The sequence below is a fragment of the Pseudomonas sp. WP18 genome, assembly GCF_036689585.1.
GTDB classification, from domain to species: domain Bacteria; phylum Pseudomonadota; class Gammaproteobacteria; order Pseudomonadales; family Pseudomonadaceae; genus Aquipseudomonas; species Aquipseudomonas chlororaphis_E.
On the sequence record NZ_CP144758.1, the window covers coordinates 1,385,278 to 1,408,505 of the forward strand.

Genomic DNA, 23,228 nt, shown 5'->3' on the forward strand with positions numbered 1-23,228 from the left:
CGAAGCCTATCGAGTAAAAATAATTCTCATTTAGTTGAAAATCACCAGCGCCGGGAATTCCTGCAGGCGCGCCGAGGTGATGTGGGCCAGGGAACGAACCACATCCAGCGGTTGATCGAGGCGGTAGTTACCTGTCACCGCGACGCCGGCCAGGCGATCATTGGTGTTGATGATCCAACCAGGGTAATAGCGTTGCAGTTCGGCCAGTACCTGGCCCAATGGCCGGTTCTCGAACACCAGCCGGCCCTGGACCCAGGCCAGGTCGGTGGCGCTGTCGAGCCGGGATGGGCGGTCGAAGCCGTTGGGACCGATGCGGATGCTTTCCCCGGCCGACAGCCGTACGTGGCTGTCGTTGCGACTGGCCCGCAGGTCGACGTCGCCACGCTGCACCTGAACCTGGGCCACGCCGTCGAGGTAGCGCACCGCGAACGTGGTGTCGCTGACGCTGGCCGTAACCGGGCCGGCGTCGATTTCCAGCGGCAGGTTGCGGTTGGCCGGCACCTCGAAAAACGCCTCGCCCTTGTACAGGCGGGCCACGTGCCGCTGCTCGTTGAACGTGCTGGAGAACGCCGAATCGGTGTTGAGCAGCACCTTGGAACCGTCCTCCAGTTGCAGGCGCTGGCGCTCACCGACCACGGTCAGGTGGTCGGCCTGCCAGCGCACAGGCAGGTCGCTGAAGTTGAACAGGCCCAGCAAAAGTACCGCGGCGGTCGCCAGGGGTTTCCAATGGGCGCGCAGGCGTGAGCGGCGGGTGAGCCTGGGAGCGACGGCGAGCCGCCGGGCACTTTCCAGCACCTGCGGGCCGTCCCAGATCGCCTTCGCCCGGGCGAACGCCTCGCCATGGCGCGGATCGGCCGCCAGCCATGCCTGGAACTGCCGGGTCTGCTCCTCGCTGGGGTGCTCCAGCAGGATCAGCCAGTCGAGTGCCTGCTCCATGGCATGGGCGGTGTACGCCGTAGCGGTGTCTGAGGTGTGAGGGTTGTCCGTCACGTTGGCTACTCGGTGTGGGTGGCAGGAGGCAAGCTACAAGCGGCAAGCGGCGGATGGCAAGCCCAGCGCCACGGTGGGCGTGTCGCTCACGGCTGACAGCTTCCCACACAGATCGCCATGATCAGCTTCAGTTCCTTTTGCACCGTGCTCGACGACACGCCCAGTTGCCCGGCAATGTCCTGATAACTGTGGCCGTGCAGGCGGCTGAGGATGAAGATCCGCTGCTGGCGTGGGCTCAGCGCTTGCAGGCTGACATTGAGGCGTTCGAGCATCTGCCCGGCATGGACGGCGTCCTCGGCGTTGCCTTGGGGCGCGACCACGTTGTGGACCACCTCCAGGGGGACGTCGTCCAGCACGGTGCGCGACTGCACGCGGCGGGCGCGCAGGTGATCCCGCGCCAGGTTGCGGGCGGTCTGGAAAACAAACGGTTCAAGGTGCTCGACCGGCCGCTCGGCCAGTGCGCGGGAGACGCGCAGGTAGGTTTCCTGGAGCAGGTCTTCGGCGGTGCTGGGGTTGTTGACCATGCGCTCGAGGGTGCGCAGCAGCGGCATGCGCTGGGCGAGAAAGACGTGATGAAAGCGCGATTGACTCACGGTAGGGCCCGATCCGGTTCGAGTAGATGATAATGATTGTCATCTGCATGATGGGTCAAGCCTTGATTCATTCTGGCTGTTTTACAACCTTGTGGGAGCGGGCTTGCTCGCGAAAGCGGTGTGTCAGTTGGTTGAAGTCTGACTGATCCGCCGCCTTCGCGAGCAAGCCCGCTCCCACAGGAACTCAACTGCCGTTTCCAATCACTCCGCGTTGCACAACGCCAGGCAGTTATCGAGCATGCGGTTGGAGAAGCCCCATTCGTTGTCATACCAGGCCAGTACCTTGAGCAGCTTGCCGCTGACCTTGGTGTGGTTGGCGTCGAAGATCGACGACAGCGGGTTATGGTTGAAGTCGCTGGAGACCAGCGGCAGGCTGTTGTAGCCGAGGATCCTGGAGTGCTGGCTGGCCTGGCGCAGCAGGTCGTTGACTTCTTCGGCCGAGGCTTCGCGCTTGAGCTGCACGGTGAGGTCCACCAGGGACACGTTGATCACCGGCACGCGCACGGCCATGCCGGTCAGCTTGCCGGCCAGTTCCGGCAACACCAGGCCAACCGCTTCGGCGGCGCCGGTCTTGCTCGGGATCATGTTCTGGGTAGCAGAACGGGCGCGGTACGGGTCGGTGTGGTAGACGTCGGTCAGGTTCTGGTCGTTGGTGTAGGCGTGGATGGTGGTCATCAGGCCACTTTCGATGCCCAGCTCGCGGTGCAGCACCTGGGCTACCGGGGCCAGGCAGTTGGTGGTGCACGACGCGTTGGAAATGATCTGGTGCGACTGGCGCAGGATGTCGTGGTTCACGCCATACACCACGGTGGCGTCGGCACCCTTGGCCGGGGCCGAAATGATCACCTTACGGGCGCCGGCGCTGAGGTGGGCGGCGGCCTTGGCACGGTCGGTGAACAGACCGGTGCACTCGAACACCACGTCGATCTTTTCAGCGGCCCAAGGCAGGTCGGCCGGGTTACGGATGGCGCTGACCGAGATGCGGTCGCCATTGACCGTCAGGCTTTCATGATCGTGCTGTACATCGGCATCGAATGTGCCGTGGACGGTGTCGTACTTGAGCAGATGAGCGTTGATCGCACTGTCGCCCAAGTCGTTGATGGCGACGATCTGCAAGTCGCGACGGTAGCCTTGGGTATACAGTGCACGGAGGACGTTGCGGCCGATGCGGCCAAAACCATTGATTGCGATTCGAAGAGTCATTAACTGCGCCGCCGTCGATTTGTTGTTGGAATTACAAGATTATTCGCATAAAAATAGAAAACAAGCCTTTTTAGTGGCAATATTTTGTTTTATCTACAACGAGTGACCTGAATCAACTGGTCCGAATGGTCAACAATCCCCCTGGCGCCCATTGCGTCGCGGGCTTTTGACCAGCATAGACAATCAGGTCGCCACACCCGTTAGCCTGGAGTTCTACACATGCATCCCCGCGTTCTTGAGGTCACCGAACGGCTTATCGCCCGCAGCCGCGCCACGCGTCAGGCTTACCTTGCATTGATCCGCGGTGCAGCCAGCGACGGGCCGATGCGCGGCAAATTGCAGTGCGCCAACTTCGCCCACGGCGTGGCCGGTTGCGGCACGGAAGACAAGCACCACCTGCGGATGATGAACGCCGCCAACATCGCCATCGTGTCGTCCTATAACGACATGCTCTCGGCCCACCAGCCCTATGAAACCTTTCCGCAACAGATCAAGCAGGCGCTGCGCGAGATCGGCTCGGTCGGCCAGTTCGCCGGGGGCACGCCGGCGATGTGCGACGGCGTGACCCAGGGCGAGGCCGGGATGGAACTGAGCCTGCCGAGCCGCGAGGTGATCGCGTTGTCCACCGCGGTGGCGTTGTCGCACAACATGTTCGACGGCGCGCTGATGCTGGGCATCTGCGACAAGATCGTGCCGGGCCTGATGATGGGCGCGCTGCGCTTCGGTCATTTGCCGATGATCTTCGTGCCTGGCGGGCCGATGGTCTCGGGTATTTCCAACAAGGAAAAAGCCGACGTGCGCCAGCGCTATGCCGAAGGCAAGGCGAGCCGCGAAGAGCTGCTGGAATCGGAGATGAAGTCCTACCACAGCCCGGGCACCTGCACTTTCTACGGCACCGCCAACACCAACCAGCTGCTGATGGAAGTGATGGGCCTGCACCTGCCGGGCGCTTCGTTCGTCAACCCGAACACGCCACTGCGCGACGCCCTGACCCGCGAAGCGGCGTTCCAAGTCACGCGCATAACCAAGCAAAGCGGCAACTTCATGCCCATCGGCGAAATCGTCGACGAGCGCTCGCTGGTCAACTCCATCGTCGCCCTGCATGCCACCGGCGGCTCGACCAACCACACCTTGCACATGCCGGCCATCGCCATGGCGGCGGGCATCCAGCTGACCTGGCAGGACATGGCCGACCTCTCCGAGGTGGTACCGACCCTCAGCCACGTCTACCCGAACGGCAAGGCCGACATCAACCACTTCCAGGCGGCGGGCGGCATGTCGTTCCTGATCCGCGAACTGCTCGAAGCCGGCCTGCTCCACGAGAACGTCAACACCGTGCTCGGCCACGGCCTGAGCCGCTACACCCAGGAGCCGTTCCTCGAAGACGGCAAACTGGTGTGGCGCGACGGCCCGATCGAAAGTCTCGACGAAAACATCCTGCGCCCGGTGGCCCGCGCGTTCTCGCCGGAAGGCGGGTTGCGGGTCATGGAGGGCAATCTGGGCCGTGGCGTGATGAAAGTCTCGGCGGTGGCCCTGGAAAACCAGATCGTCGAAGCGCCGGCCATGGTGTTCCAGGACCAGCAGGACCTGGCGGACGCGTTCAAGGCCGGTTTGCTGGAGAAGGATTTCGTCGCGGTGATGCGCTTCCAGGGGCCGCGTTCCAACGGCATGCCGGAACTGCACAAGATGACCCCGTACCTCGGCTCGCTGCAGGACCGCGGCTTCAAGGTGGCTTTGGTTACCGACGGGCGCATGTCCGGCGCCTCGGGGAAAATCCCGGCGGCCATCCATGTCAGCCCCGAAGCCTACGTCGGTGGTGCATTGGCCCGGGTGCAGGAGGGCGATATCATCCGCGTCGATGGCGTCAAAGGCACCCTGGAACTGAAGGTGGACGCCGAGGAATTTGCCGCGCGCGAGCCGGCCAAGGGCCTGTTGGGCAACAACATCGGCACCGGTCGCGAGCTGTTCGGCTTCATGCGCATGGCCTTCAGCTCGGCAGAGCAGGGCGCCAGCGCCTTCACTGCTGCCCTGGAGACGATTAATTGAAACTGGCTTTGGTCGGTGACATCGGTGGGACCAACGCACGCTTCGCGTTGTGGAAGAACCACAACCTGGAAAACATCCAGGTGCTGGCCACCGCGGACTACGCCTGCCCGGAGGATGCCATCAAGGTCTACCTGGCCGGCCTGGGCATGGCGCCGGGGGCTATCGGCTCGGTGTGCCTGTCGGTGGCGGGGCCGGTGGGAGGCGACACTTTTCGCTTCACCAACAACCACTGGCGCCTGAGCAACCGGGCGTTCTGCGAGACCTTGCAGGTGGAGAAGCTGTTGCTGGTCAACGACTTCTCGGCCATGGCCCTGGGCATGACCTGCCTGCGTCCCGATGAATACCGCGTCGTGTGCGAGGGCACCCCGGAGCCGATGCGCCCGGCGGTGGTGATCGGGCCGGGCACCGGGCTGGGCGTGGGGACCCTATTGGACCTCGGCGAAGGTCGGTTCGCGGCCTTGCCGGGGGAAGGCGGCCATGTCGACCTGCCGATGAGCAGCCCGCGGGAAACCCAGCTCTGGCAGCACATCTACAACGAAATCGGCCACGTCAGCGCCGAAACCGCCCTGAGCGGCAGCGGCTTGCCGCGGGTGTACCGGGCCATCTGTGCGGTGGACGGCCATGAGCCGGTGCTCGATACGCCCGAATCCATCACCGCCGCGGGCCTGGCGGGCGATCCCGTGGCCCTGGAAGTGCTCGAACAGTTCTGCCGCTGGCTGGGACGCGTGGCCGGCAACAATGTGTTGACGGTCGGTGGGCGCGGTGGCGTCTTCATCGTTGGCGGGGTGGTCCCGCGGTTTGCCGATTTCTTCCTGGAAAGCGGTTTTGCCCGTTGCTTCGCCGACAAGGGGTGCATGAGCGATTACTTCAAGGGCATTCCGGTCTGGCTGGTCACCGCGCCGTACTCCGGCCTGATGGGGGCGGGCGTGGCGTTGGAGCAGTCGGTACAAGTTTAAAATTTGTAAGGCCCTGTGGGAGCGGGCTTGCTCGCGAAAGCGGTGTGTCAGTCGACGAAAATGTTGAATGAAACCCTGCATTCGCGAGCAAGCCCGCTCCCACAAGGGGTAGTGGTGTTTATAGATCCGGCTCATCAGGCATAATCCGCCAATCCCACCAGCAAGGACGAGGCCCTGTGAGTTCAGTGAACAAATCGATTTTGTTGGTCGATGACGACCAGGAGATTCGCGAGCTGCTGGACACCTACCTCAGCCGCGCGGGTTTCCAGGTGCGCACCACGCCGGACGGCGCCGGCTTTCGCCAGGCGCTGAACGAAGCACCGAGCGACCTGGTGATCCTCGACGTGATGCTCCCGGACGAGGACGGCTTCAGCCTGTGCCGCTGGGTTCGCCAGCACCCGCGCCAGGCGCATGTGCCGATCATCATGCTGACGGCCAGTTCCGACGAGGCCGACCGGGTCATCGGCCTTGAACTGGGCGCCGATGACTACCTGGGCAAGCCGTTCAGCCCACGCGAGTTGCAGGCGCGCATCAAGGCGTTGCTGCGCCGGGCGCAATTCGGCCAGGAACGGTCCGGCGGTGAAGTGCTGGCGTTCGATGAATGGCGGCTGGACATGGTCAGCCATCGGCTGTTCCACGCCGACGGCGAAGAAGTGATTCTTTCCGGCGCCGATTTCGCCTTGCTCAAGCTGTTCCTCGATCATCCCCAGGAAATCCTCGACCGCGACACCATCGGCAACGCCACCCGTGGCCGCGAGCTGATGCCCCTGGACCGGATCGTCGACATGGCCGTCAGTCGCCTGCGCCAGCGCCTGCGCGACACCGACAAGCCACCGCGGCTGATCCGCACGGTACGCGGCAGTGGTTACCAGTTGGCAGCCAGTGTGGTTGCCAGCAATGGTCATTGATGGGGTCAAAAAGGTCATAGGACGGGTGCCGGTGCCGCGTTCGCTGCTCGGCCGGATGCTGTTACTGACCTTGCTGGTGGTGCTGTTCGCGCAAACGCTGTCCAGCCTGATCTGGGTTTCGCAACTGCGTGCCACGCAGCTCGAAGGCCTGGTCACCAGCGCCCGCAGCCTCGCCCATTCGATGACCGCCAGCGTCAGCTACCTGCGTTCGTTGCCGGTGGCCTACCGGCCCCTGGTCCTCGATCAGTTGCGCAGCATGGGCGGTACCCGGTTCGTCGTCACCCTCAATGACAAACCCCTGGGCATGGACGTGCTGCCGGTGACGCCGCGCAAGCTGGCGGTGCTCAAGGCGGTGGACGAGGTATTGCGCCGCTCCCTGGGCAATAACGCCGACATCTCGGTGAAGTTTGTCAGCCCCGAAGACCTGCGGATCTTCAACGGCGGGCTGAAGCTCGATGAGCTGCCACGTTCCTGGGCCCATTACGCGTTGACGCTCGAACCGGTGAACCCGCCGGTGCTGGTCACGCAGATCCAGATGGCGCCGGGCGAATGGCTGTACATCGCTTCGTTGCTGCCCGAACCCTACACCAGCCTCGAAGAGCAGGACCTGCCCAAGCAGCAGGTCGGTTTCATCGTGCTCACCAGCAGCCTGCTGTTGCTGTTCATCGGCCTGCTGGTGCACTGGCAGAGCCGTCCCCTCAAGCGTTTGGCCCGCGCGGCGCGGGACATGTCCCTGGGCGCCGAAGTGGAACCGGTGGCGGAGGGAGGGGGCAGCGAAGTGGTGGAAGTAGGGCGGGCGTTCAACGCCATGCGTGAACGCATCAGCCGCTACCTGACCGAGCGCAGCCAGTTGTTCAGCGCGATCTCCCATGACCTGCGCACACCGATCACCCGGTTGCGCCTGCGGGTCGAATTGCTGGAAGACGAAAACCTGCAAGCCAAGTTCGGTCGCGACCTCGATGAGCTGGAACTGCTGGTCAAGGGCGCGTTGCAGTGCGTCAAGGACACCGATATCCACGAGAACATCGAGCCGGTGGACCTCAACCACGTGCTCGATTGCCTGGTCGAGCCTTACCTGGCGCCCAACGGCAATGGCCGGGTGACCCAGGACGGACGCGCGCTGGCGCCGTATCACGGCAAGCCGCTGGCGCTCAAGCGCTGCATCGGCAACCTGATCGACAACGCGCTCAAGTACGGGCAGAACGCCCACCTGCACATCGAGGACGATGAAAGTGCGTTCGTCCTGCACGTCGATGACGAAGGGCCTGGCGTGCCGGAACAGCGCCTCGAGCAAGTCTTCGAGCCGCACTTCCGCTTGGCCGGGCAGCAGCAGGGGTATGGGCTGGGGCTGGGCATCGCCCGCAACATTGCCCATAGCCACGGCGGCGAAGTGAGCCTGCAGAACCTGCGCGAGGGCGGGCTGCGGGTGACGTTGCAGTTGCCGCGCAGTGTGGATTGATCAGACCGCGTTATCGTTCATCGCGAGCAAGCTCGCTCCCACAAGGAGACCGGTGCTCCATGACGTCCACTGTGGGAGCGAGCTTGCTCGCGATGGCGCCAGTAACCTCAACGCCTCTCCCAGGTAAATGTCACAACTCAGTGACATAACTCGCCCCTTTCGTTACCTGCCCGCCGTCCGCCCTTGTTTAGACTCCCTGCGTCAAAACAACAAAAAAGGGACCTGCGATGGACACCTTCCTCCCGGCTTTCAGCAGTTGGCTGAACGCGCCTGCCCACCAGCACTGGCTCGCTGCCGAAGGCTTGCGATTGCTGGCGTTCGCCAAAGCGTCGAAGCTGCCGGACGGCTTTGGCAACCTCGACGACCAGGGACGCCTCCCGGCCGGGGCGCGGGCCGAGACCATGAACACCGCCCGCATGACCCACAGCTTCGCCATGGCCCACATCCAAGGTCTGCCCGGCTTTGCCGAACTGGTGGACCACGGCGTCCAGGCCCTCAGCGGGCCGTTGCGCGACGCCGAGCACGGCGGCTGGTTCGCCACCGCGCAGCCCCATGACGAACAAACCGGCAAGGCCGCCTACCTGCATGCCTTCGTCGCGTTGGCCGCCAGCTCCGCCGTGGTGGCCCAGCGTCCCGGTGCCCAGGCGTTGCTCGACGAAGCGGTGCGGGTCATCGACACGCATTTCTGGAGCGAAGAAGAAGGTGCCCTGCGCGAGTCCTTCAGTCGTGACTGGCGCGACGAAGAGGCGTACCGCGGTGCCAACAGCAACATGCACGCCACCGAAGCGTTCCTGGCCCTGGCCGACGCCACCGACGACCCGCGCTGGCTGGTCCGCGCCCTGCGCATCGTCGAGCGGGTGATTCACGGCCATGCCGCGGCCAACGATTACCTGGTGGTGGAACACTTCGACCGTGACTGGCAGCCGCTGCGCGACTACAACCACGACAACCCCGCCGACGGCTTTCGTCCGTACGGCACCACCCCCGGCCATGGGTTCGAATGGGCGCGGTTGTTGCTGCACCTCGAGGCGGCGCGGGTCCAGATCGGCATGCTGACGCCGGGTTGGCTGGCCCAGGATGCACAGAAACTCTTCGACCAGAACTGCCGCCACGGCTGGGACGTCGACGGCGCGCCCGGCCTTGTCTACACCCTGGACTGGGACAACCGCGCGGTGGTTCGCCACCGCCTGCACTGGGTGCACGCCGAGGCTGCCGCCGCCGCCAGTGCCTTGCTCAAACGGACCGATGAAGCGAAATACGAAGCCTGGTACCGAACTTTCTGGGAATTCTGTGACAAACACTTCATCGACCGCTGCAATGGGAGCTGGCATCACGAACTCGACCCACAAAACCGCCCCAGCGCCGATATCTGGCCGGGCAAGCCGGACCTGTACCACGCCTGGCAGGCGGTGCTGATTCCGCGCCTGCCCCTGGCACCCAGCATGGCGACGGCTCTGGCACGGCTCTCCAGCCCTTCACCCGTGTAACCATGTCGTGACATTTGCACGTCCCTTCGTTACCTGCGAAGGGATTCCCTCTGATTAGAATCCATGCAGCGCAAGCACCGACTTGCATGCATAACAACAAGAAAGGTACTTCTAGATGAATGCGATTTCTCGCCTCGCTACTGTCATTTCTCTTGCTTCCCTGCTTCCCGTCGCAGCGTTCCCTGTCAGCACCCTTGCCGCCGAATCCAAAGGCACCGTGGAAGTCGTCCACTGGTGGACGTCGGGTGGTGAAAAAGCCGCGGTCGATGTGCTCAAGGCCCAGGTCGAGAAAGACGGTTTTACCTGGAAGGACGGCGCTGTCGCCGGTGGTGGCGGTTCCACGGCCATGACCGTGCTCAAGAGCCGCGCCGTGGCTGGCAACCCGCCAGGCGTGGCCCAGATCAAGGGCCCGGACATCCAGGAATGGGCTTCCACCGGCCTGCTCGACAGCGACGTGCTCAAGGACGTGGCCAAGGAAGAGAAGTGGGACAGCCTGCTCGACAAGAAAGTCTCCGATACCGTGAAGTACGAAGGTGACTACGTGGCCGTGCCGGTGAATATCCACCGCGTCAACTGGCTGTGGATCAACCCGGAAGTCTTCAAGAAAGCCGGCATCACCAAGAACCCGACCACCCTCGAAGAATTCTACGCCGCCGGCGACAAGCTCAAGGCCGCGGGCTTCATCCCGCTCGCCCATGGCGGCCAGCCTTGGCAGGACAGCACCGTGTTTGAAGCCGTGGTGCTTTCGGTGATGGGCGCTGATGGCTACAAGAAAGCCCTGGTCGACCTGGACAACAAGGCCCTGACCGGTCCGGAAATGGTCAAGGCGCTGACTGAGCTGAAGAAAGTCGCGACCTACATGGACGCCGACGGCAAGGGCCAGGACTGGAACCTGGAAGCGGCCAAGGTCATCAACGGCAAGGCCGGCATGCAGATCATGGGTGACTGGGCCAAGAGTGAATGGACCGCCGCCAAGAAAGTCGCTGGCAAGGATTACGAGTGCGTAGCCTTCCCGGGCACCGACAAGGCCTTCACCTATAACATCGACTCCCTGGCGGTGTTCAAGCAGAAAGACAAGGGCACCGCGGCCGGCCAGCAGGACATCGCCAAGGTCGTGCTGGGCGAGAACTTCCAGAAAGTCTTCAGCATCAACAAGGGCTCGATCCCGGTGCGCAACGACATGCTGGGCGACATGGCCAAGTACGGTTTCGATTCCTGCGCCCAGACCGCGGCCAAGGACTTCCTGGCGGATGCCAAGTCCGGTGGGCTGCAGCCGAGCATGGCGCACAATATGGCGACCACGCTGGCGGTGCAGGGCGCGTTCTTTGACGTGGTGACCAACTACATCAACGACCCGAAAGCCGACCCGACCGATGCCGCCAAGAAACTGGGTGCTGCGGTTCAGTCTGCCAAGTAACGGTTAATACCGCTGTCCCTGTGGGAGCGGGCTTTTGTGGTGAGGGGATTTATCCCCGATGGGGCGCGCAGCGGCCCCGGAAAGTTGCAATGGCGGAGTCGAGTAACACCGCATGCAACGGCTTTGCGACTGCTTCGCAGTCGATCGGGGATAAATCCCCTCGCCACAAAAGCCCGCTCCCACAAGGGATGTCACTGTAGTTTTCAATACTGGATTTCCCCATGAGTTCTGTTGCTGTGTTCAGCAAGGCCTCGCCGTTCGATGCGCTGCAACGCTGGCTGCCCAAACTGGTGCTGGCGCCGAGCATGTTCATCGTCCTGGTGGGCTTCTATGGCTATATCGTGTGGACGTTCGTCCTGTCGTTCACCACCTCGACCTTCCTGCCGACCTACAAATGGGCCGGCCTGGCGCAATACGCGCGGTTGATGGACAACGACCGCTGGTGGGTGGCGAGCAAGAACCTGGCGCTCTTCGGCGGCCTGTTCATTGGCGTAACCCTGGTGATTGGCGTGCTGCTGGCGGTGTTCCTCGACCAGCGCATCCGTCGCGAAGGCTTCATCCGCACCATTTACCTGTACCCGATGGCCCTGTCGATGATCGTCACCGGCACGGCCTGGAAATGGTTGCTCAACCCGGGCATGGGCCTGGACAAATTGCTGCGTGACTGGGGCTGGGAAGGCTTCCGTCTCGACTGGCTGATCGACCCGGACCGCGTTGTGTACTGCCTGGTGATCGCTGCCGTCTGGCAGGCTTCGGGTTTCATCATGGCGATGTTCCTGGCCGGGCTGCGAGGTGTCGACCAGTCGATCATCCGCGCCGCGCAGATCGACGGCGCGAGCATGCCGCGCATCTACTGGAAAGTGGTGCTGCCAAGCCTGCGGCCGGTGTTCTTCAGTGCCGTGATGATCCTGGCGCATATCGCGATCAAGAGCTTCGACCTGGTGGCGGCCATGACCGCCGGCGGCCCCGGCTATTCCTCCGACCTGCCGGCCATGTTCATGTATTCCTTCACGTTCAGCCGCGGCCAGATGGGCATGGGCTCGGCCAGCGCAATCCTGATGCTCGGTGCGATTCTCGCAATCATCGTGCCTTACCTGTACTCCGAGCTGAGGACCAAGCGCCATGACTAGTCTCGCTGCCAAACCCGCCATCAGCCTGAGTCGCATCGCGATTTACGCGGTGCTGATCCTCGCCGTATTGCTCTACCTGGTGCCGTTGGTGGTCATGCTGTTGACCAGCTTCAAGACCCCGGAAGACATCAGCACCGGCAACCTGCTGAGCTGGCCGACCGTGGTCAGCGGCATCGGCTGGATCAAGGCCTGGGCGACGGTCAACGGCTACTTCTGGAACTCGATCAAGATCACCATTCCGGCCGTCCTGATCTCCACCGCCATCGGTGCATTGAACGGCTACGTGCTGTCGATGTGGCGCTTTCGCGGTTCGCAGTTGTTCTTCGGCCTGTTGCTGTTCGGCTGCTTCCTGCCGTTCCAGACCGTCCTGCTGCCGGCTTCGTTCACCCTCGGCAAGATGGGCCTGGCCAGCACCACCACCGGCCTGGTGTTCGTGCACGTGGTCTACGGCCTGGCCTTCACCACGCTGTTCTTTCGCAACTACTACGTCAGCATTCCCGATGCGCTGGTGAAGGCTGCGCGCCTGGACGGCGCGGGGTTCTTCACGATCTTCCGGCGGATCATCCTGCCGATGTCCACCCCGATCATCATGGTCTGCCTGATCTGGCAGTTCACCCAGATCTGGAACGACTTCCTGTTCGGCGTGGTGTTCTCCAGCGGCGATTCCCAGCCGATCACGGTGGCGCTGAACAACCTGGTCAATACCAGCACCGGGGCCAAGGAATACAACGTTGATATGGCGGCGGCGATGATCGCCGGGCTGCCGACCCTGCTGGTCTATGTAGTGGCAGGCAAGTATTTCGTGCGCGGCCTGACGGCCGGCGCAGTCAAGGGGTAATCATGGCAACGCTTGAACTTCGCAATGTAAACAAGACCTACGGTGCCGGCCTGCCGGACACCCTGAAGAACATCGAGTTGTCGATCAAGGACGGTGAGTTCCTGATCCTCGTCGGCCCTTCGGGTTGCGGCAAGTCGACGCTGATGAACTGCATCGCCGGCCTCGAAACCATCACCGGCGGCGCGATCATGATCGGCGACCAGGATGTCAGCGGCATGAGCCCCAAGGACCGTGACATCGCCATGGTGTTCCAGTCCTACGCGCTGTACCCGACCATGAGCGTGCGCGAGAACATCGAGTTCGGCCTCAAGATCCGCAAGATGCCCCAGGCGGCCATCGACGAGGAAGTCACCCGCGTGGCCAAGCTGTTGCAGATCGAGCACCTGCTCAATCGCAAGCCCGGCCAGCTCTCCGGTGGCCAGCAACAGCGCGTGGCCATGGGCCGGGCACTGGCGCGGCGGCCGAAGATCTACCTGTTTGACGAACCGCTGTCCAACCTCGACGCCAAGCTGCGGGTCGAGATGCGGACCGAAATGAAGCTGATGCACCAGCGCCTGAAAACCACCACCGTCTACGTCACCCACGACCAGATCGAGGCCATGACCCTGGGCGACAAAGTGGCGGTGATGAAGGACGGGATCATCCAGCAGTTCGGCACGCCGAAGGACATCTACAACAACCCGGCCAACCTGTTCGTGGCGAGCTTCATCGGTTCGCCGCCGATGAACTTCATCCCATTGCGCCTGCAACGCAAGGACGGTCGCCTGCTGGCGCTGCTCGACAGCGGCCAGGCCCGTTGCGAGCTGCCGCTGGGCATGCAGGACGCCGGCCTTGAAGACCGTGAAGTGATTCTCGGCTTGCGTCCGGAACAGATCGTGCTGGCCGGCAGCGAGCCCAACGGCTTGCCGACCATCCGGGCGGAGGTTCAGGTGACCGAGCCGACGGGGCCGGACACCCTGGTATTTGTCAGTCTAAATGACACCAAGGTTTGCTGCCGCCTGGCGCCGGACCTTGCTCCGCAAGCAGGGGAAAATCTGACGCTTCAATTTGATCCTCAAAAAGTATTACTATTTGATGCGCAGACGGGTGAGCGCCTGGGTGTGGCGGGTCAGCCACAAGGCGAAGCTCGGGCGGCGAACGTGGCTCAGTTCAAGGGCCGCTGAGAAAGCAGTGTGGGAGCGGGCTTGCTCGCGAATGCAGTGTGCCATTTGGCATTTCTGGCGACTGATACAGCGCATTCGCGAGCAAGCCCGTTCCCACAGCAGAGCATGCGGTGGGTGGGGGACCATTCGCCGCAATCGTTGTAAACCGCGTTAGATAAAAACAGTTAATAACAATAAAGACGAGGATGTAGGGATGAAGAAGAAAAACAACACCCAGCTTATCTGCCAGTTGTCAGCCGTTGCGGCGATGATGCTGGCCGGTAGCGCACATGCGGCCGACGCGTTCAGCGCCGATTCGCAGTGGATGACGGGTGACTGGGGTGGTGAACGGACCAAGCTGATCGAGCAGGGTATCGACATCAAGGCTGACTACGTCGGTGAAGTGGGTGGCAACCTGCACGGTGGCTACAACAACGACAAGACAGCGCGCTACTCCGACCAGTTCGGTCTGGGCGTGGCGTTGGACCTGCAAAAGCTGTGGGGCTGGGATAACACCCAGGCCAAGATCCAGCTGACCAATCGTAACGGGCAAAACATCTCCAATGACCGTGTCGGCGATCCGCGTGCCGGCACCTTGAGTTCTTCCCAGGAAGTCTACGGCCGTGGCCACATGGTCCGTCTGACCCAACTGTGGATCAAGCACCAGTTCCTCGACGGCAAGCTGGACGTGAAGGCCGGTTACTTCGGCGAAGGCGAAGACTTCAACACCTTCCCTTGCGAATTCCAGAACCTGGCTTTCTGCGGTTCCCAGGTGGGTAACTGGGCGACCAACATCTGGTACAACTGGCCCGTCAGCCAGGCGGCGATCCGCGTGAAGTACAACCTCACGCCTGAGTTCTATGCGCAGATCGGTGCCTACAACCAGAACCCTTCGCAACTGGAGCACGGCAACGGCTTCAAGCTCAGCGGCAGTGGCACCAAGGGCACCGTCATCCCGGTCGAGCTGGTCTGGTCGCCGAAGGTCAACAACCTGCCAGGCGAATACCGGGTCGGTTACTACAAGAGCACGGCCGATGCCAATGACGTCCGTGAGGATGACAACGGTAACGACGCCGCGACCACCGGCAATGCCTATCGCAGCCATGACAGCAAGCACGGCTACTGGTTCGTGGCGCAGCAACAGCTCACCACTCACAACGGTGACGCGTCCCGCGGCCTGAACATCGCCGCCAACGCGACCTTCCACGACAAGGACACCAACGTCGTCGACAACTACCAGTCGTTGATGTTCGTGTACAAGGGGCCGTTCGATGCACGTCCCAAAGATGACATCGGGATCGGCTTCTCGCGTATCCATGTCAACGATGACGTGAAGAAAAACGCCGAGCTGACCAACGCTGCCAATGGCGTCAACGACTACAACGACCCGTTGTTCGCACCGCTGCGCAGCACCGAGTACAACTACGAGCTCAACTACGGTGTTCACGTCACCAACTGGCTGACCGTACGTCCCAACCTGCAGTACATCACCCACCCAGGTGGCGTGGATGAAGTCGACAACGCCCTGGTGGCCGGCCTGAAAATTCAGTCGGTGTTCTAACGTTGTTGCGATAAGCTCCTCTCTATGTGCGCATATTTGCGGACAGCCAAGGCTGTCCGCTTTTTTTTGGGGAGCACTCAATCGTTTGGTTGGACACCGAGCGTTGTGGCGAGGGAGCTAGCTCCCTCGCCACAAAAGAGCGCGTCGCGAACAGATGAGCAATTCAATGATTTCCAGGACCGCGGCCCATGCATGAGCATCCGCTACAACGCTTTTTCAGATCCTTGCGCGAGCGCCCGGTGTTTGCCTGGGAGCGCTATCGGCAGCGCGATGTGCTGGTGATCGACCATCCGCTGTGCCAGGCGGTGTTCAGCCGCCAGGGCGCGCAGTTGCTGCATTTCCAACCCCGTGGCCAGAAACCCTGGTTGTGGTGTGCGGCCAAGTGGCCGCAAGTCGGTGCGATACGCGGCGGGGTGCCGGTGTGTTGGCCGTGGTATGGCCGCCATCCCAGTGAAAACGCCTGGCCGTCCCATGGCTGGGCGCGACTGATCGACTGGAAACTGCTCGACAGCCGCAGCGATGACGACGGCGTGCACCTGCACTGGCAGTTGCAACTGTGCGACTGGCAGGTGGACCTGCATGCCGACCTGGGTGAACGCATGGAGCTGCGCTTGAGCACCGAGCACCAGGACAGCCTGCCGTGCCAGTTGAGTCAGGCTTTGCATGCCTACTGGCGTATTGGCGATGTTGGTGAGATAGCGCTGTCTGGGCTGGAAGGTGCTCAAGGTTACGACCAGTTGAGTCGCGAGGTTTGCCAGCAGGAAGGTGAGTTGCGAGTCGACGGCGGTTGCCAGCGGGTGTTCCAGCATGAGGGCGAATTGCAGCTCAAGGATCGCGCCTGGCAGCGCGAACTGTGCATCGACACGGGCGACAGCGCCGACACCGTGGTGTGGCACCCGGGTGCCCGGCCATTGCTGGGGGTGAGCTGGGATGAGATCAGCGAGTTTGTCTGCGTCGAGGCCGCCAGTGGCGGCACCGACAGCCTGTGCCTGGCGCCGGGGGAGCGGGCTCACCTGAGTTTGCAGGCGCGGGTGGGGGCTTGATTCTGGAGGGTGGGTGAGGCTGCCGGCCCCATCGCGAGCAAGCTCGCTCCCACAGGGGTTGTGAACGCCAAAGATCCAGTGTGGGAGCGAGCTTGCTCGCGATGACGGCTTGTCAGGCCATAAAGCATTCAAGCCGAATCAGTTGAACTCATCCCCCACCGGATACCGGCTGGCGTTCAGGCTTTCCTTGATCTTGCGCAGGTGCGGCTGGAAATCCACGCCTCGGCGCAAGGTCATGCCGGTGGCGAGCACGTCCAGCACGGTGAGTTGGATGATCCGCGACGTCATCGGCATGTAGATGTCGGTGTCTTCGGGCAGCGGAATGTTCAGGCTCAAGGTGCTGGCCTTCGCCAGGGGCGAATTTTCAGCGGTCAGGCCGAGCACGGACGCTCCGTTTTCCCGGGCGATGCGTGCCACTTCCACCAGCTCGCGGGTGCGCCCGGTGTAGGAAATGATCACGAACAGTTCGCCGGTATGGGCCACCGACGCGATCATGCGCTGCATCAATACGTCGGCGTGGGCGGTCACCGCCAGGTTGAATCGGAAGAACTTGTGCTGGGCATCCAGGGCCACCGGAGCCGAGGCGCCGAGGCCGAAGAAGTGGATCTGTCGGGCCTGGATCAGCAGGTCCACGGCACGACTGATCAAATTTGGATCAAGGGCCTGGCAGGCGCTGTCCAATGAAGCAATGGCACTGCCGAAGATCTTGCGGGTGTAGGCTTCCGGGTTGTCGTCGGCTTCCACGGCGCGGCTGACATAGGCTGCGCCGCTCGCCAGGCTCTGGGCCAGTTGCAGTTTGAGTTCTGGGTAGCCGCTGACGCCGAACGAGCGGCAGAAGCGGTTGACGGTCGGTTCGCTGACCGAAGCGGCCTGGGCGAGGGCAGCGATGCTGAAGCGGGTCGCCTGCTGTGGGTTGAGCAGGATGATCTCGGCCACCTTGCGTTCTGCCTTGTTGAGTTCTTCAAGGCGAGTCTGGATCTGTTCCAGTAAATTTCGCACGCGGTCCATACAAGATTCCTAGAAAGACGGGTCTTTGGTACGACCCTTTGCGGTGGCCTATCCTACTGTTGGCTCCGACGGACCACCACTCGGAAACGGTATTTTCGGAAAATGTTGTGGTTATTACTACATTTTTCCTTGAGTGATGCCTTGAAAAAAGGTATTTGTAGCTTAACTTGATAAAAGAACAAACATCATGCATTCGATTACGGTTGAACCGTGCACCTTTGCCTTGTTCGGCGCGTTGGGCGACCTGGCCCTGCGCAAGCTTTTTCCTGCCCTTTATCAACTCGATGGCGCGCAATTGCTGCACGAGGACACGCGAATCATCGCGCTGGCCCGTGAACCCGGCAGCGAGCAGCAGCACCTGGCTTTCATTGCCACCGAACTGCGCCGCTACGTGGGCGACAAGGACCTGGACGAAGCCGTGGTCGAGCGCTTCCTGGCGCGACTGACGTACCTGCATGTGGACTTTCTCAAGGCTGACGATTACGTCGCCCTGGCCGAGCAGGCCGGTTCGGCCCAGCAGGTCATCGCCTATTTCGCCACCCCGGCGGCGGTGTACGGCGCGATCTGCGAGAACCTGGCCAAGGTTGGCCTGAGCGAAAACACCCGCGTCGTGCTGGAAAAACCCATCGGCTCGGACCTGGAGTCGTCGCGCAAGGTCAACGACGCGGTGGCGCAGTTCTTCCCCGAAAACCGCACCTACCGCATCGACCACTACCTGGGCAAGGAAACGGTCCAGAACCTGATTGCGTTGCGGTTCGCCAACAGCCTGTTCGAAACCCAGTGGAACCAGAACTACATCTCCCACGTGGAAATCACCGTGGCCGAGAAGGTCGGTATCGAAGGCCGCTGGGGCTATTTCGACAAGGCCGGCCAACTGCGGGACATGATCCAGAACCACTTGCTCCAACTGTTGTGCCTGATTGCCATGGACCCGCCGGCCGACCTGTCGGCCGACAGCATCCGTGACGAGAAGGTCAAGGTGCTCAAGGCCCTGGCGCCGATCAGCCCGGAAGGCCTGACCACCCAGGTGGTGCGCGGCCAGTACATCGCCGGCCACAGCGAAGGCAAGGCTGTGCCGGGTTACCTGGAAGAGCCCAATTCCAACACCCAGAGCGACACCGAAACCTTCGTCGCCCTGCGTGCCGACATCCGCAACTGGCGCTGGGCCGGCGTGCCGTTCTACTTGCGTACCGGCAAGCGCATGCCGCAGAAGCTGTCGCAGATCGTCATCCACTTCAAGGAACCGTCCCACTACATTTTCGCCCCTGAGCAGCGCTTGCAGATCAGCAACAAACTGATCATCCGCCTGCAACCGGACGAAGGGATCTCCTTGCGGGTGATGACCAAGGAGCAGGGCCTGGACAAGGGCATGCAATTGCGCAGCGGTCCGTTGCAACTCAACTTCTCCGACACCTGGCGCAGCGCACGGATTCCCGATGCCTACGAGCGGTTGTTGCTGGAAGTCATGAATGGCAATCAGAACCTGTTTGTCCGTAAAGATGAAATCGAAGCCGCGTGGACGTGGTGTGACCAGTTGATCGCCGGGTGGAAGAAGTCTGGCGATGCGCCCAAGCCGTACGCGGCCGGGTCCTGGGGGCCGATGAGCTCCATTGCACTGATCACGCGGGATGGGAGGTCATGGTATGGCGATATCTGAAGTGAAACTGCCCCAGGGCGTCAGCGCCCTCGAATTCAAGAGCCCGGTGTTGTTGGCCGAAGGCTTGGCCCTGAAGGTGGCCGAGCAACTGCGCGAGGCGATCGACGCGCGCGGCACGGCCGTGCTGGTGGTGTCGGGCGGTCGTAGCCCGGTGGCGTTTTTCCAGAGCCTGGCCAAGCAGACCCTGGACTGGTCGAAGGTGCTGGTGAGCCTGGCGGACGAGCGCTGGGTGCCGGTTGAACATGCCGACAGCAATGCCGGCCTGCTCAAGCGCTACCTGCTGCAAGGCGCTGCGGCCAAGGCCCAGTTCCTGAGCCTCTATAGCCCAAGCGCCAACCTGGAGGCGGCCGCCGAACAGGCCGATCGCCTGCTGGGCGAACTGCCGTCCATCGACGTGCTGGTTTTGGGCATGGGCGACGACGGGCACACCGCGTCGTTGTTCCCCGACAGCCCGAACCTGGCTCAAGCCCTTGATGCCCAGGGCACGCGTCGCTGCTGGCCGATGCTGGCGCCGACGGTGCCGCATCAGCGCCTGACCATGAGCCGTGCCTTGCTGGCCTCTGCGAAACACAAAGTGCTGTCGATTTCCGGTCAGTCGAAATTGACCACCCTGAGCGCCGCGGTGGCTGGTGACAACGTCGCCGAAATGCCGATCCGTGCGTTTTTGCAACCTACGTTAGAGATTTACTGGTGCCCATGAACCAAGGATCAGCCGCTATGACAAACCCATCCCCGACCGTTTCCATGGCGGACAAAGTTGCCCTGATCGACAGCCTCTGCGCCAAGGCGCGGATCCTGCCGGTGATCACCATCGCCCGCGAACAGGACATCCTGCCGCTGGCCGACGCCTTGGCTGCCGGTGGCCTGACGGCGTTGGAAGTGACCTTGCGTTCCCAGTTCGGCCTCAAGGCCATCCAGGTCCTGCGCGAGCAGCGTCCAGAGTTGGTGACCGGTGCCGGTACGGTGCTCGATCGCCATATGCTGGAGGCCGCCGAAGCGGCCGGTTCGCAGTTCATCGTGACCCCAGGCATTACTCGTGACCTGCTTGAAGCCAGCGTGTACAGCTCGATCCCGTTGTTGCCGGGCATCAGCAACGCCTCGGGCATCATGGAAGGCTATGGCCTGGGCTACCGCCGCTTCAAGTTGTTCCCGGCGGAAGTCAGTGGCGGCGTCGCGGCCATCAAGGCCCTGGGCGGCCCCTTCGGCGAAGTGAAATTCTGCCCGACCGGCGGCGTCGGTCCGGCCAATATCAAGAGTTACATGGCATTGAAGAACGTGATGTGCGTGGGCGGCAGTTGGATGCTCGATCCGGAGTGGATCAAGAACGGCGACTGGGCCCGCATTCAGGAATGCACCGCCGAGGCCTTGGCGCTGCTGGACTGATTCGACCGAACCTCGTTGGGTGCTCTACGGTTTTACGGTGCGCTTGGTCGGCGCACCGTTTTTTTTTGCCTGAAGTTCGCCACATCGTGCCAGCTGAACACCGACCACAATTATGTTCGGCTCAATTCGATCAGCGCTTGGGTCAACCGTTCGATATCACTCGCCAAGGTAATCAGCCCTGGGGTAATGCGGATGCAAGGCCCGGCGCTGGTTTGGCGCACCACGGTGAAGATCCCGTACTCGTCGAGCAATCGATCGGCCATCGCCTGCTGGTCGGTGTGGGCGGTGAAGCGCATGGCGGTGATGCCGCAATACAGGCGCCGATCGTCCGGTGTCATGACTTCGATGCCTGGCAGGTCGCGCACCGCCGTCACCCACAGGTCGCGCAAGTGGCACAGGCGCGCGCCCTTGGCCGAGGCGCCGCCCAGGGCGCGGTGCTCCTCGAACACCAGGGGCAGGGTGAGCAACGCCGGGATGTTGGGCGTGCTGTGGGGCGTGCGCGAGCGGATGTCACTGGCCGGATAGCTCCCTTCGTCCATGTCCGGGTCGATGTCGGCCAGCCGATGGGGGGCGATGTACAGGAACCCCAGGGCCAGCGGACCGCCGATCCACTTCTGCAAATTGAACCCGGCAAACTCGATTCCGAGCTTCTGCAGGTCGAAGTTGATCTGGCCCAGGGCGTGGGCGCCGTCGAGGATGATGTCGACCCCGAACTCCCGGGCGGTCTCGGCAATTGCCTGGACCGGCATCACCAGCCCGGTGAGGTGGTTGACATAGGTCAGCGCCATCAATTTGAGGCGAGGGTGCTGGGTGAACGCTTGGCGGTAAGTGCCCACCAGGCTCTCGTAGCTGGCGGGGTGCGGGTGGACGATTTCAATCAGTTCCACGCCGCGCTGGCGCGCCAGCCAGCGCATCGCGCTTTTGACCGAGGCATATTCCACGTCACTGATCAGCACCTGGTCGCCCGGTTTCAGGCCGTTGTAATTGCGAATCAACGTCTGCAGGGCGTCCACTGCGCTGGTGGCCAATGCCACGGCCTGGGGCGCAGCGTGGATCAACTGCGCGATCTGGCGGCGAATGGCTTCGCTGTGTTCAAGGTCGAAATGCTGGCGTACATACACCGAGTTTGTGCGGTTGATGAATTCGATGTTGCGTTGGTATTCCTCGACAACGGTGCGGGACATGCGCCCGAAGTAACCGTTTTCCAGGTTGAGCGGTGCACCAGGATCGACATCGTAGCGACCGACAAAGGTCTGCCAGAAAGCTTCATCGTGGGCGCGCAGCGTATTCTCGGGCATGGGAGACTCGGTCAATGGCGGGGCTTGGGTTTGCCGTGTTTGGCGCGCAACGGGTCGAGCAGGTCGGACAAACCGTTGTGGTCGATTTCCTGCATCAACGCCAGCAGGCCGCCCAGTTCGCCGTGGGGAAAACCTTCGCGGGCGAACCAATTCAGGTAAGGGCCGGGCAGGTCGGCCAGGATGCGACCCTTGTATTTGCCGAAGGGCATCTGGCGGGTGACCAGCAGTTCGAGCATTTGCGGGTTCATGGCATTCGTCTTCCTTCAACCAGCCTGGAAAATACAGGCATTCTGCATGCAGGCCAATTGACAGATCATGCAAATAACGCGGATACAGATTTCCGGTTAAATATTAACTGATTGATTTTATTGAATATTTATCTTGTTTTTGGCCTGGCACGGCCGATGCAATAGTCCTTGCAGGTTTTATTCACCAGCAAAGGAACTGAAAAATGACTGACATCAACAAAGAATCCATCTCCGTCCTGAACGACCTGATCGAGACCAGCAAAGATGGCCAGGAAGGGTTCAAGACCTGCGCAGAAGACATCAAGCACCCCGAACTCAAGGCGCTGTTCGTGAAGCGTTCGACTGACTGCGCGACGGCTGCTGCCGAACTGCAAGCGGCTGTACGTTCCCTGGGCGGCGATCCGGAAACCTCCACCAGCGTAGCCGGTGACCTGCACCGCCGTTGGGTCGACGTGAAGTCGATGTTCACTGGCAAGGACGAAGAGGCAGTGCTCAACGAAGCCGAGCGCGGCGAAGACCATGCCTTGAAGGCTTATCGCGAAGCCATCGAGAAAATCAACAAGCACAACCTGGTGGGCATTCGTGATCTGGTCGAGCGCCAGTACCACGGTGTGCAACGCAACCATGATCAGGTCAAGGCGCTGCGTAACCAGGCGCGTGCTGCCAGCTAACGCGCACGCCTGACCCAAAAAAACGCCAGCTTGCCTGGCGTTTTTTTGTGGGCGTCGTTTGGCGACAAGGGATCTCTTGCGCAGCGTCGCCGGTCAGAGAAAGTGTGTTGTGAAAATCAACGGTAATCGCCTATGGACTGAAGTAGTTAGCCAGCTAATAATTGCGCCTGCCGATTACCTGCATTCCATC

At 62.1% G+C, this 23,228-nt stretch carries 21 protein-coding genes; 15 read left to right on the plus strand and 6 right to left on the minus strand.

Features of this window, described 5'->3' with window-relative positions:
- Positions 1-30 precede the first annotated feature (30 nt).
- From V5F23_RS06080 to gap, 3 genes are all read right to left on the minus strand, one after another.
- Positions 31-936, minus strand: a complete 906-nt coding sequence (locus V5F23_RS06080) for a FecR domain-containing protein (protein ID WP_152622937.1) — start codon at positions 934-936, stop codon at positions 31-33.
- Between the two features lie 140 nt (positions 937-1,076).
- The gene (locus V5F23_RS06085; RefSeq protein ID WP_338497771.1) at positions 1,077-1,583 is read right to left on the minus strand and encodes a sigma-70 family RNA polymerase sigma factor; all 507 of its coding nucleotides are present in this window, start codon (positions 1,581-1,583) and stop codon (positions 1,077-1,079) included.
- A 201-nt stretch (positions 1,584-1,784) separates the two neighbouring features.
- Positions 1,785-2,786 (minus strand): type I glyceraldehyde-3-phosphate dehydrogenase, encoded by a 1,002-nt coding sequence (gene gap, locus V5F23_RS06090; protein ID WP_053147465.1) that lies wholly within the window; start codon positions 2,784-2,786, stop codon positions 1,785-1,787.
- A gap of 219 nt (positions 2,787-3,005) precedes the next feature.
- Between gap and edd the strand changes: the two genes are divergently transcribed.
- The 11 genes from edd to V5F23_RS06145 all read left to right on the plus strand — a co-directional run bounded on the left by edd (position 3,006) and on the right by V5F23_RS06145 (position 16,773).
- Positions 3,006-4,832 (plus strand): phosphogluconate dehydratase, encoded by a 1,827-nt coding sequence (gene edd / locus V5F23_RS06095; RefSeq protein WP_042730799.1) that lies wholly within the window; start codon positions 3,006-3,008, stop codon positions 4,830-4,832.
- Complete coding sequence (locus V5F23_RS06100) at positions 4,829-5,788, plus strand: glucokinase (protein ID WP_042730800.1); 960 nt, start codon at positions 4,829-4,831, stop codon at positions 5,786-5,788. The genes edd and V5F23_RS06100 overlap by 4 nt, the downstream gene beginning before the upstream one ends.
- A 176-nt stretch (positions 5,789-5,964) precedes the next feature.
- Complete coding sequence (locus tag V5F23_RS06105; RefSeq protein WP_042730801.1) at positions 5,965-6,696, plus strand: response regulator transcription factor; 732 nt, start codon at positions 5,965-5,967, stop codon at positions 6,694-6,696.
- Complete coding sequence (locus tag V5F23_RS06110; protein WP_042730802.1) at positions 6,686-8,155, plus strand: ATP-binding protein; 1,470 nt, start codon at positions 6,686-6,688, stop codon at positions 8,153-8,155. The genes V5F23_RS06105 and V5F23_RS06110 overlap by 11 nt, the downstream gene beginning before the upstream one ends.
- Before the next feature lie 227 nt (positions 8,156-8,382).
- Positions 8,383-9,642 carry an AGE family epimerase/isomerase gene (locus tag V5F23_RS06115; RefSeq protein ID WP_042730803.1) on the plus strand — a complete coding sequence of 420 codons (1,260 nt, stop codon included), beginning with the start codon at positions 8,383-8,385 and terminating at the stop codon, positions 9,640-9,642.
- 115 nt (positions 9,643-9,757) lie between these two features.
- Positions 9,758-11,059, plus strand: coding sequence for an ABC transporter substrate-binding protein (locus V5F23_RS06120; protein ID WP_042730804.1), 1,302 nt, complete (start codon positions 9,758-9,760; stop codon positions 11,057-11,059).
- Positions 11,060-11,280: 221 nt separating this feature from the next.
- Complete coding sequence (locus tag V5F23_RS06125; protein ID WP_047736912.1) at positions 11,281-12,189, plus strand: sugar ABC transporter permease; 909 nt, start codon at positions 11,281-11,283, stop codon at positions 12,187-12,189.
- Complete coding sequence (locus V5F23_RS06130; RefSeq protein WP_042732854.1) at positions 12,182-13,027, plus strand: carbohydrate ABC transporter permease; 846 nt, start codon at positions 12,182-12,184, stop codon at positions 13,025-13,027. The genes V5F23_RS06125 and V5F23_RS06130 overlap by 8 nt, the downstream gene beginning before the upstream one ends.
- A gap of 2 nt (positions 13,028-13,029) precedes the next feature.
- Positions 13,030-14,190, plus strand: coding sequence for a sn-glycerol-3-phosphate ABC transporter ATP-binding protein UgpC (ugpC, locus tag V5F23_RS06135; protein WP_042732855.1), 1,161 nt, complete (start codon positions 13,030-13,032; stop codon positions 14,188-14,190).
- Positions 14,191-14,383: 193 nt separating this feature from the next.
- Entirely contained in the window at positions 14,384-15,730 is a 1,347-nt protein-coding gene (locus tag V5F23_RS06140; protein ID WP_042731273.1) for a carbohydrate porin, read from the plus strand.
- 188 nt (positions 15,731-15,918) lie between these two features.
- Complete coding sequence (locus tag V5F23_RS06145) at positions 15,919-16,773, plus strand: D-hexose-6-phosphate mutarotase (RefSeq protein ID WP_042731274.1); 855 nt, start codon at positions 15,919-15,921, stop codon at positions 16,771-16,773.
- 138 nt (positions 16,774-16,911) lie between these two features.
- Here the strand turns inward: V5F23_RS06145 and V5F23_RS06150 are convergent, their stop codons facing one another.
- Positions 16,912-17,772: a MurR/RpiR family transcriptional regulator gene (locus V5F23_RS06150; RefSeq protein WP_172679730.1), complete on the minus strand. Its 861-nt coding sequence runs from the start codon at positions 17,770-17,772 to the stop codon at positions 16,912-16,914.
- Between the two features lie 196 nt (positions 17,773-17,968).
- Here V5F23_RS06150 and zwf point away from each other — a divergent pair, with 196 nt between their 5' ends.
- The 3 genes from zwf to V5F23_RS06165 are packed head-to-tail and all read left to right on the plus strand — an operon-like array spanning position 17,969 to position 20,821.
- Positions 17,969-19,438 (plus strand): glucose-6-phosphate dehydrogenase, encoded by a 1,470-nt coding sequence (gene zwf / locus V5F23_RS06155; protein ID WP_042731276.1) that lies wholly within the window; start codon positions 17,969-17,971, stop codon positions 19,436-19,438.
- Positions 19,425-20,138 carry a 6-phosphogluconolactonase gene (gene pgl, locus V5F23_RS06160; protein WP_042731277.1) on the plus strand — a complete coding sequence of 238 codons (714 nt, stop codon included), beginning with the start codon at positions 19,425-19,427 and terminating at the stop codon, positions 20,136-20,138. The genes zwf and pgl overlap by 14 nt, the downstream gene beginning before the upstream one ends.
- A gap of 17 nt (positions 20,139-20,155) precedes the next feature.
- Positions 20,156-20,821 (plus strand): bifunctional 4-hydroxy-2-oxoglutarate aldolase/2-dehydro-3-deoxy-phosphogluconate aldolase, encoded by a 666-nt coding sequence (locus tag V5F23_RS06165; protein WP_042731278.1) that lies wholly within the window; start codon positions 20,156-20,158, stop codon positions 20,819-20,821.
- Between the two features lie 110 nt (positions 20,822-20,931).
- Here V5F23_RS06165 and V5F23_RS06170 read toward each other — a convergent pair whose 3' ends face one another.
- Together V5F23_RS06170 and V5F23_RS06175 are read right to left on the minus strand one after the other, a co-directional pair.
- A complete protein-coding gene (locus V5F23_RS06170) occupies positions 20,932-22,119 on the minus strand; it encodes an aminotransferase class V-fold PLP-dependent enzyme (protein WP_042731279.1) in 1,188 nt (395 codons plus the stop codon).
- Between the two features lie 11 nt (positions 22,120-22,130).
- Entirely contained in the window at positions 22,131-22,367 is a 237-nt protein-coding gene (locus V5F23_RS06175; RefSeq protein WP_047736908.1) for a DUF3820 family protein, read from the minus strand.
- Positions 22,368-22,570: 203 nt separating this feature from the next.
- On the opposite strand from V5F23_RS06175, the gene V5F23_RS06180 reads away from it, so the two are divergent.
- Entirely contained in the window at positions 22,571-23,038 is a 468-nt protein-coding gene (locus tag V5F23_RS06180; protein ID WP_042731281.1) for a PA2169 family four-helix-bundle protein, read from the plus strand.
- Positions 23,039-23,228: the final 190 nt, after the last annotated feature.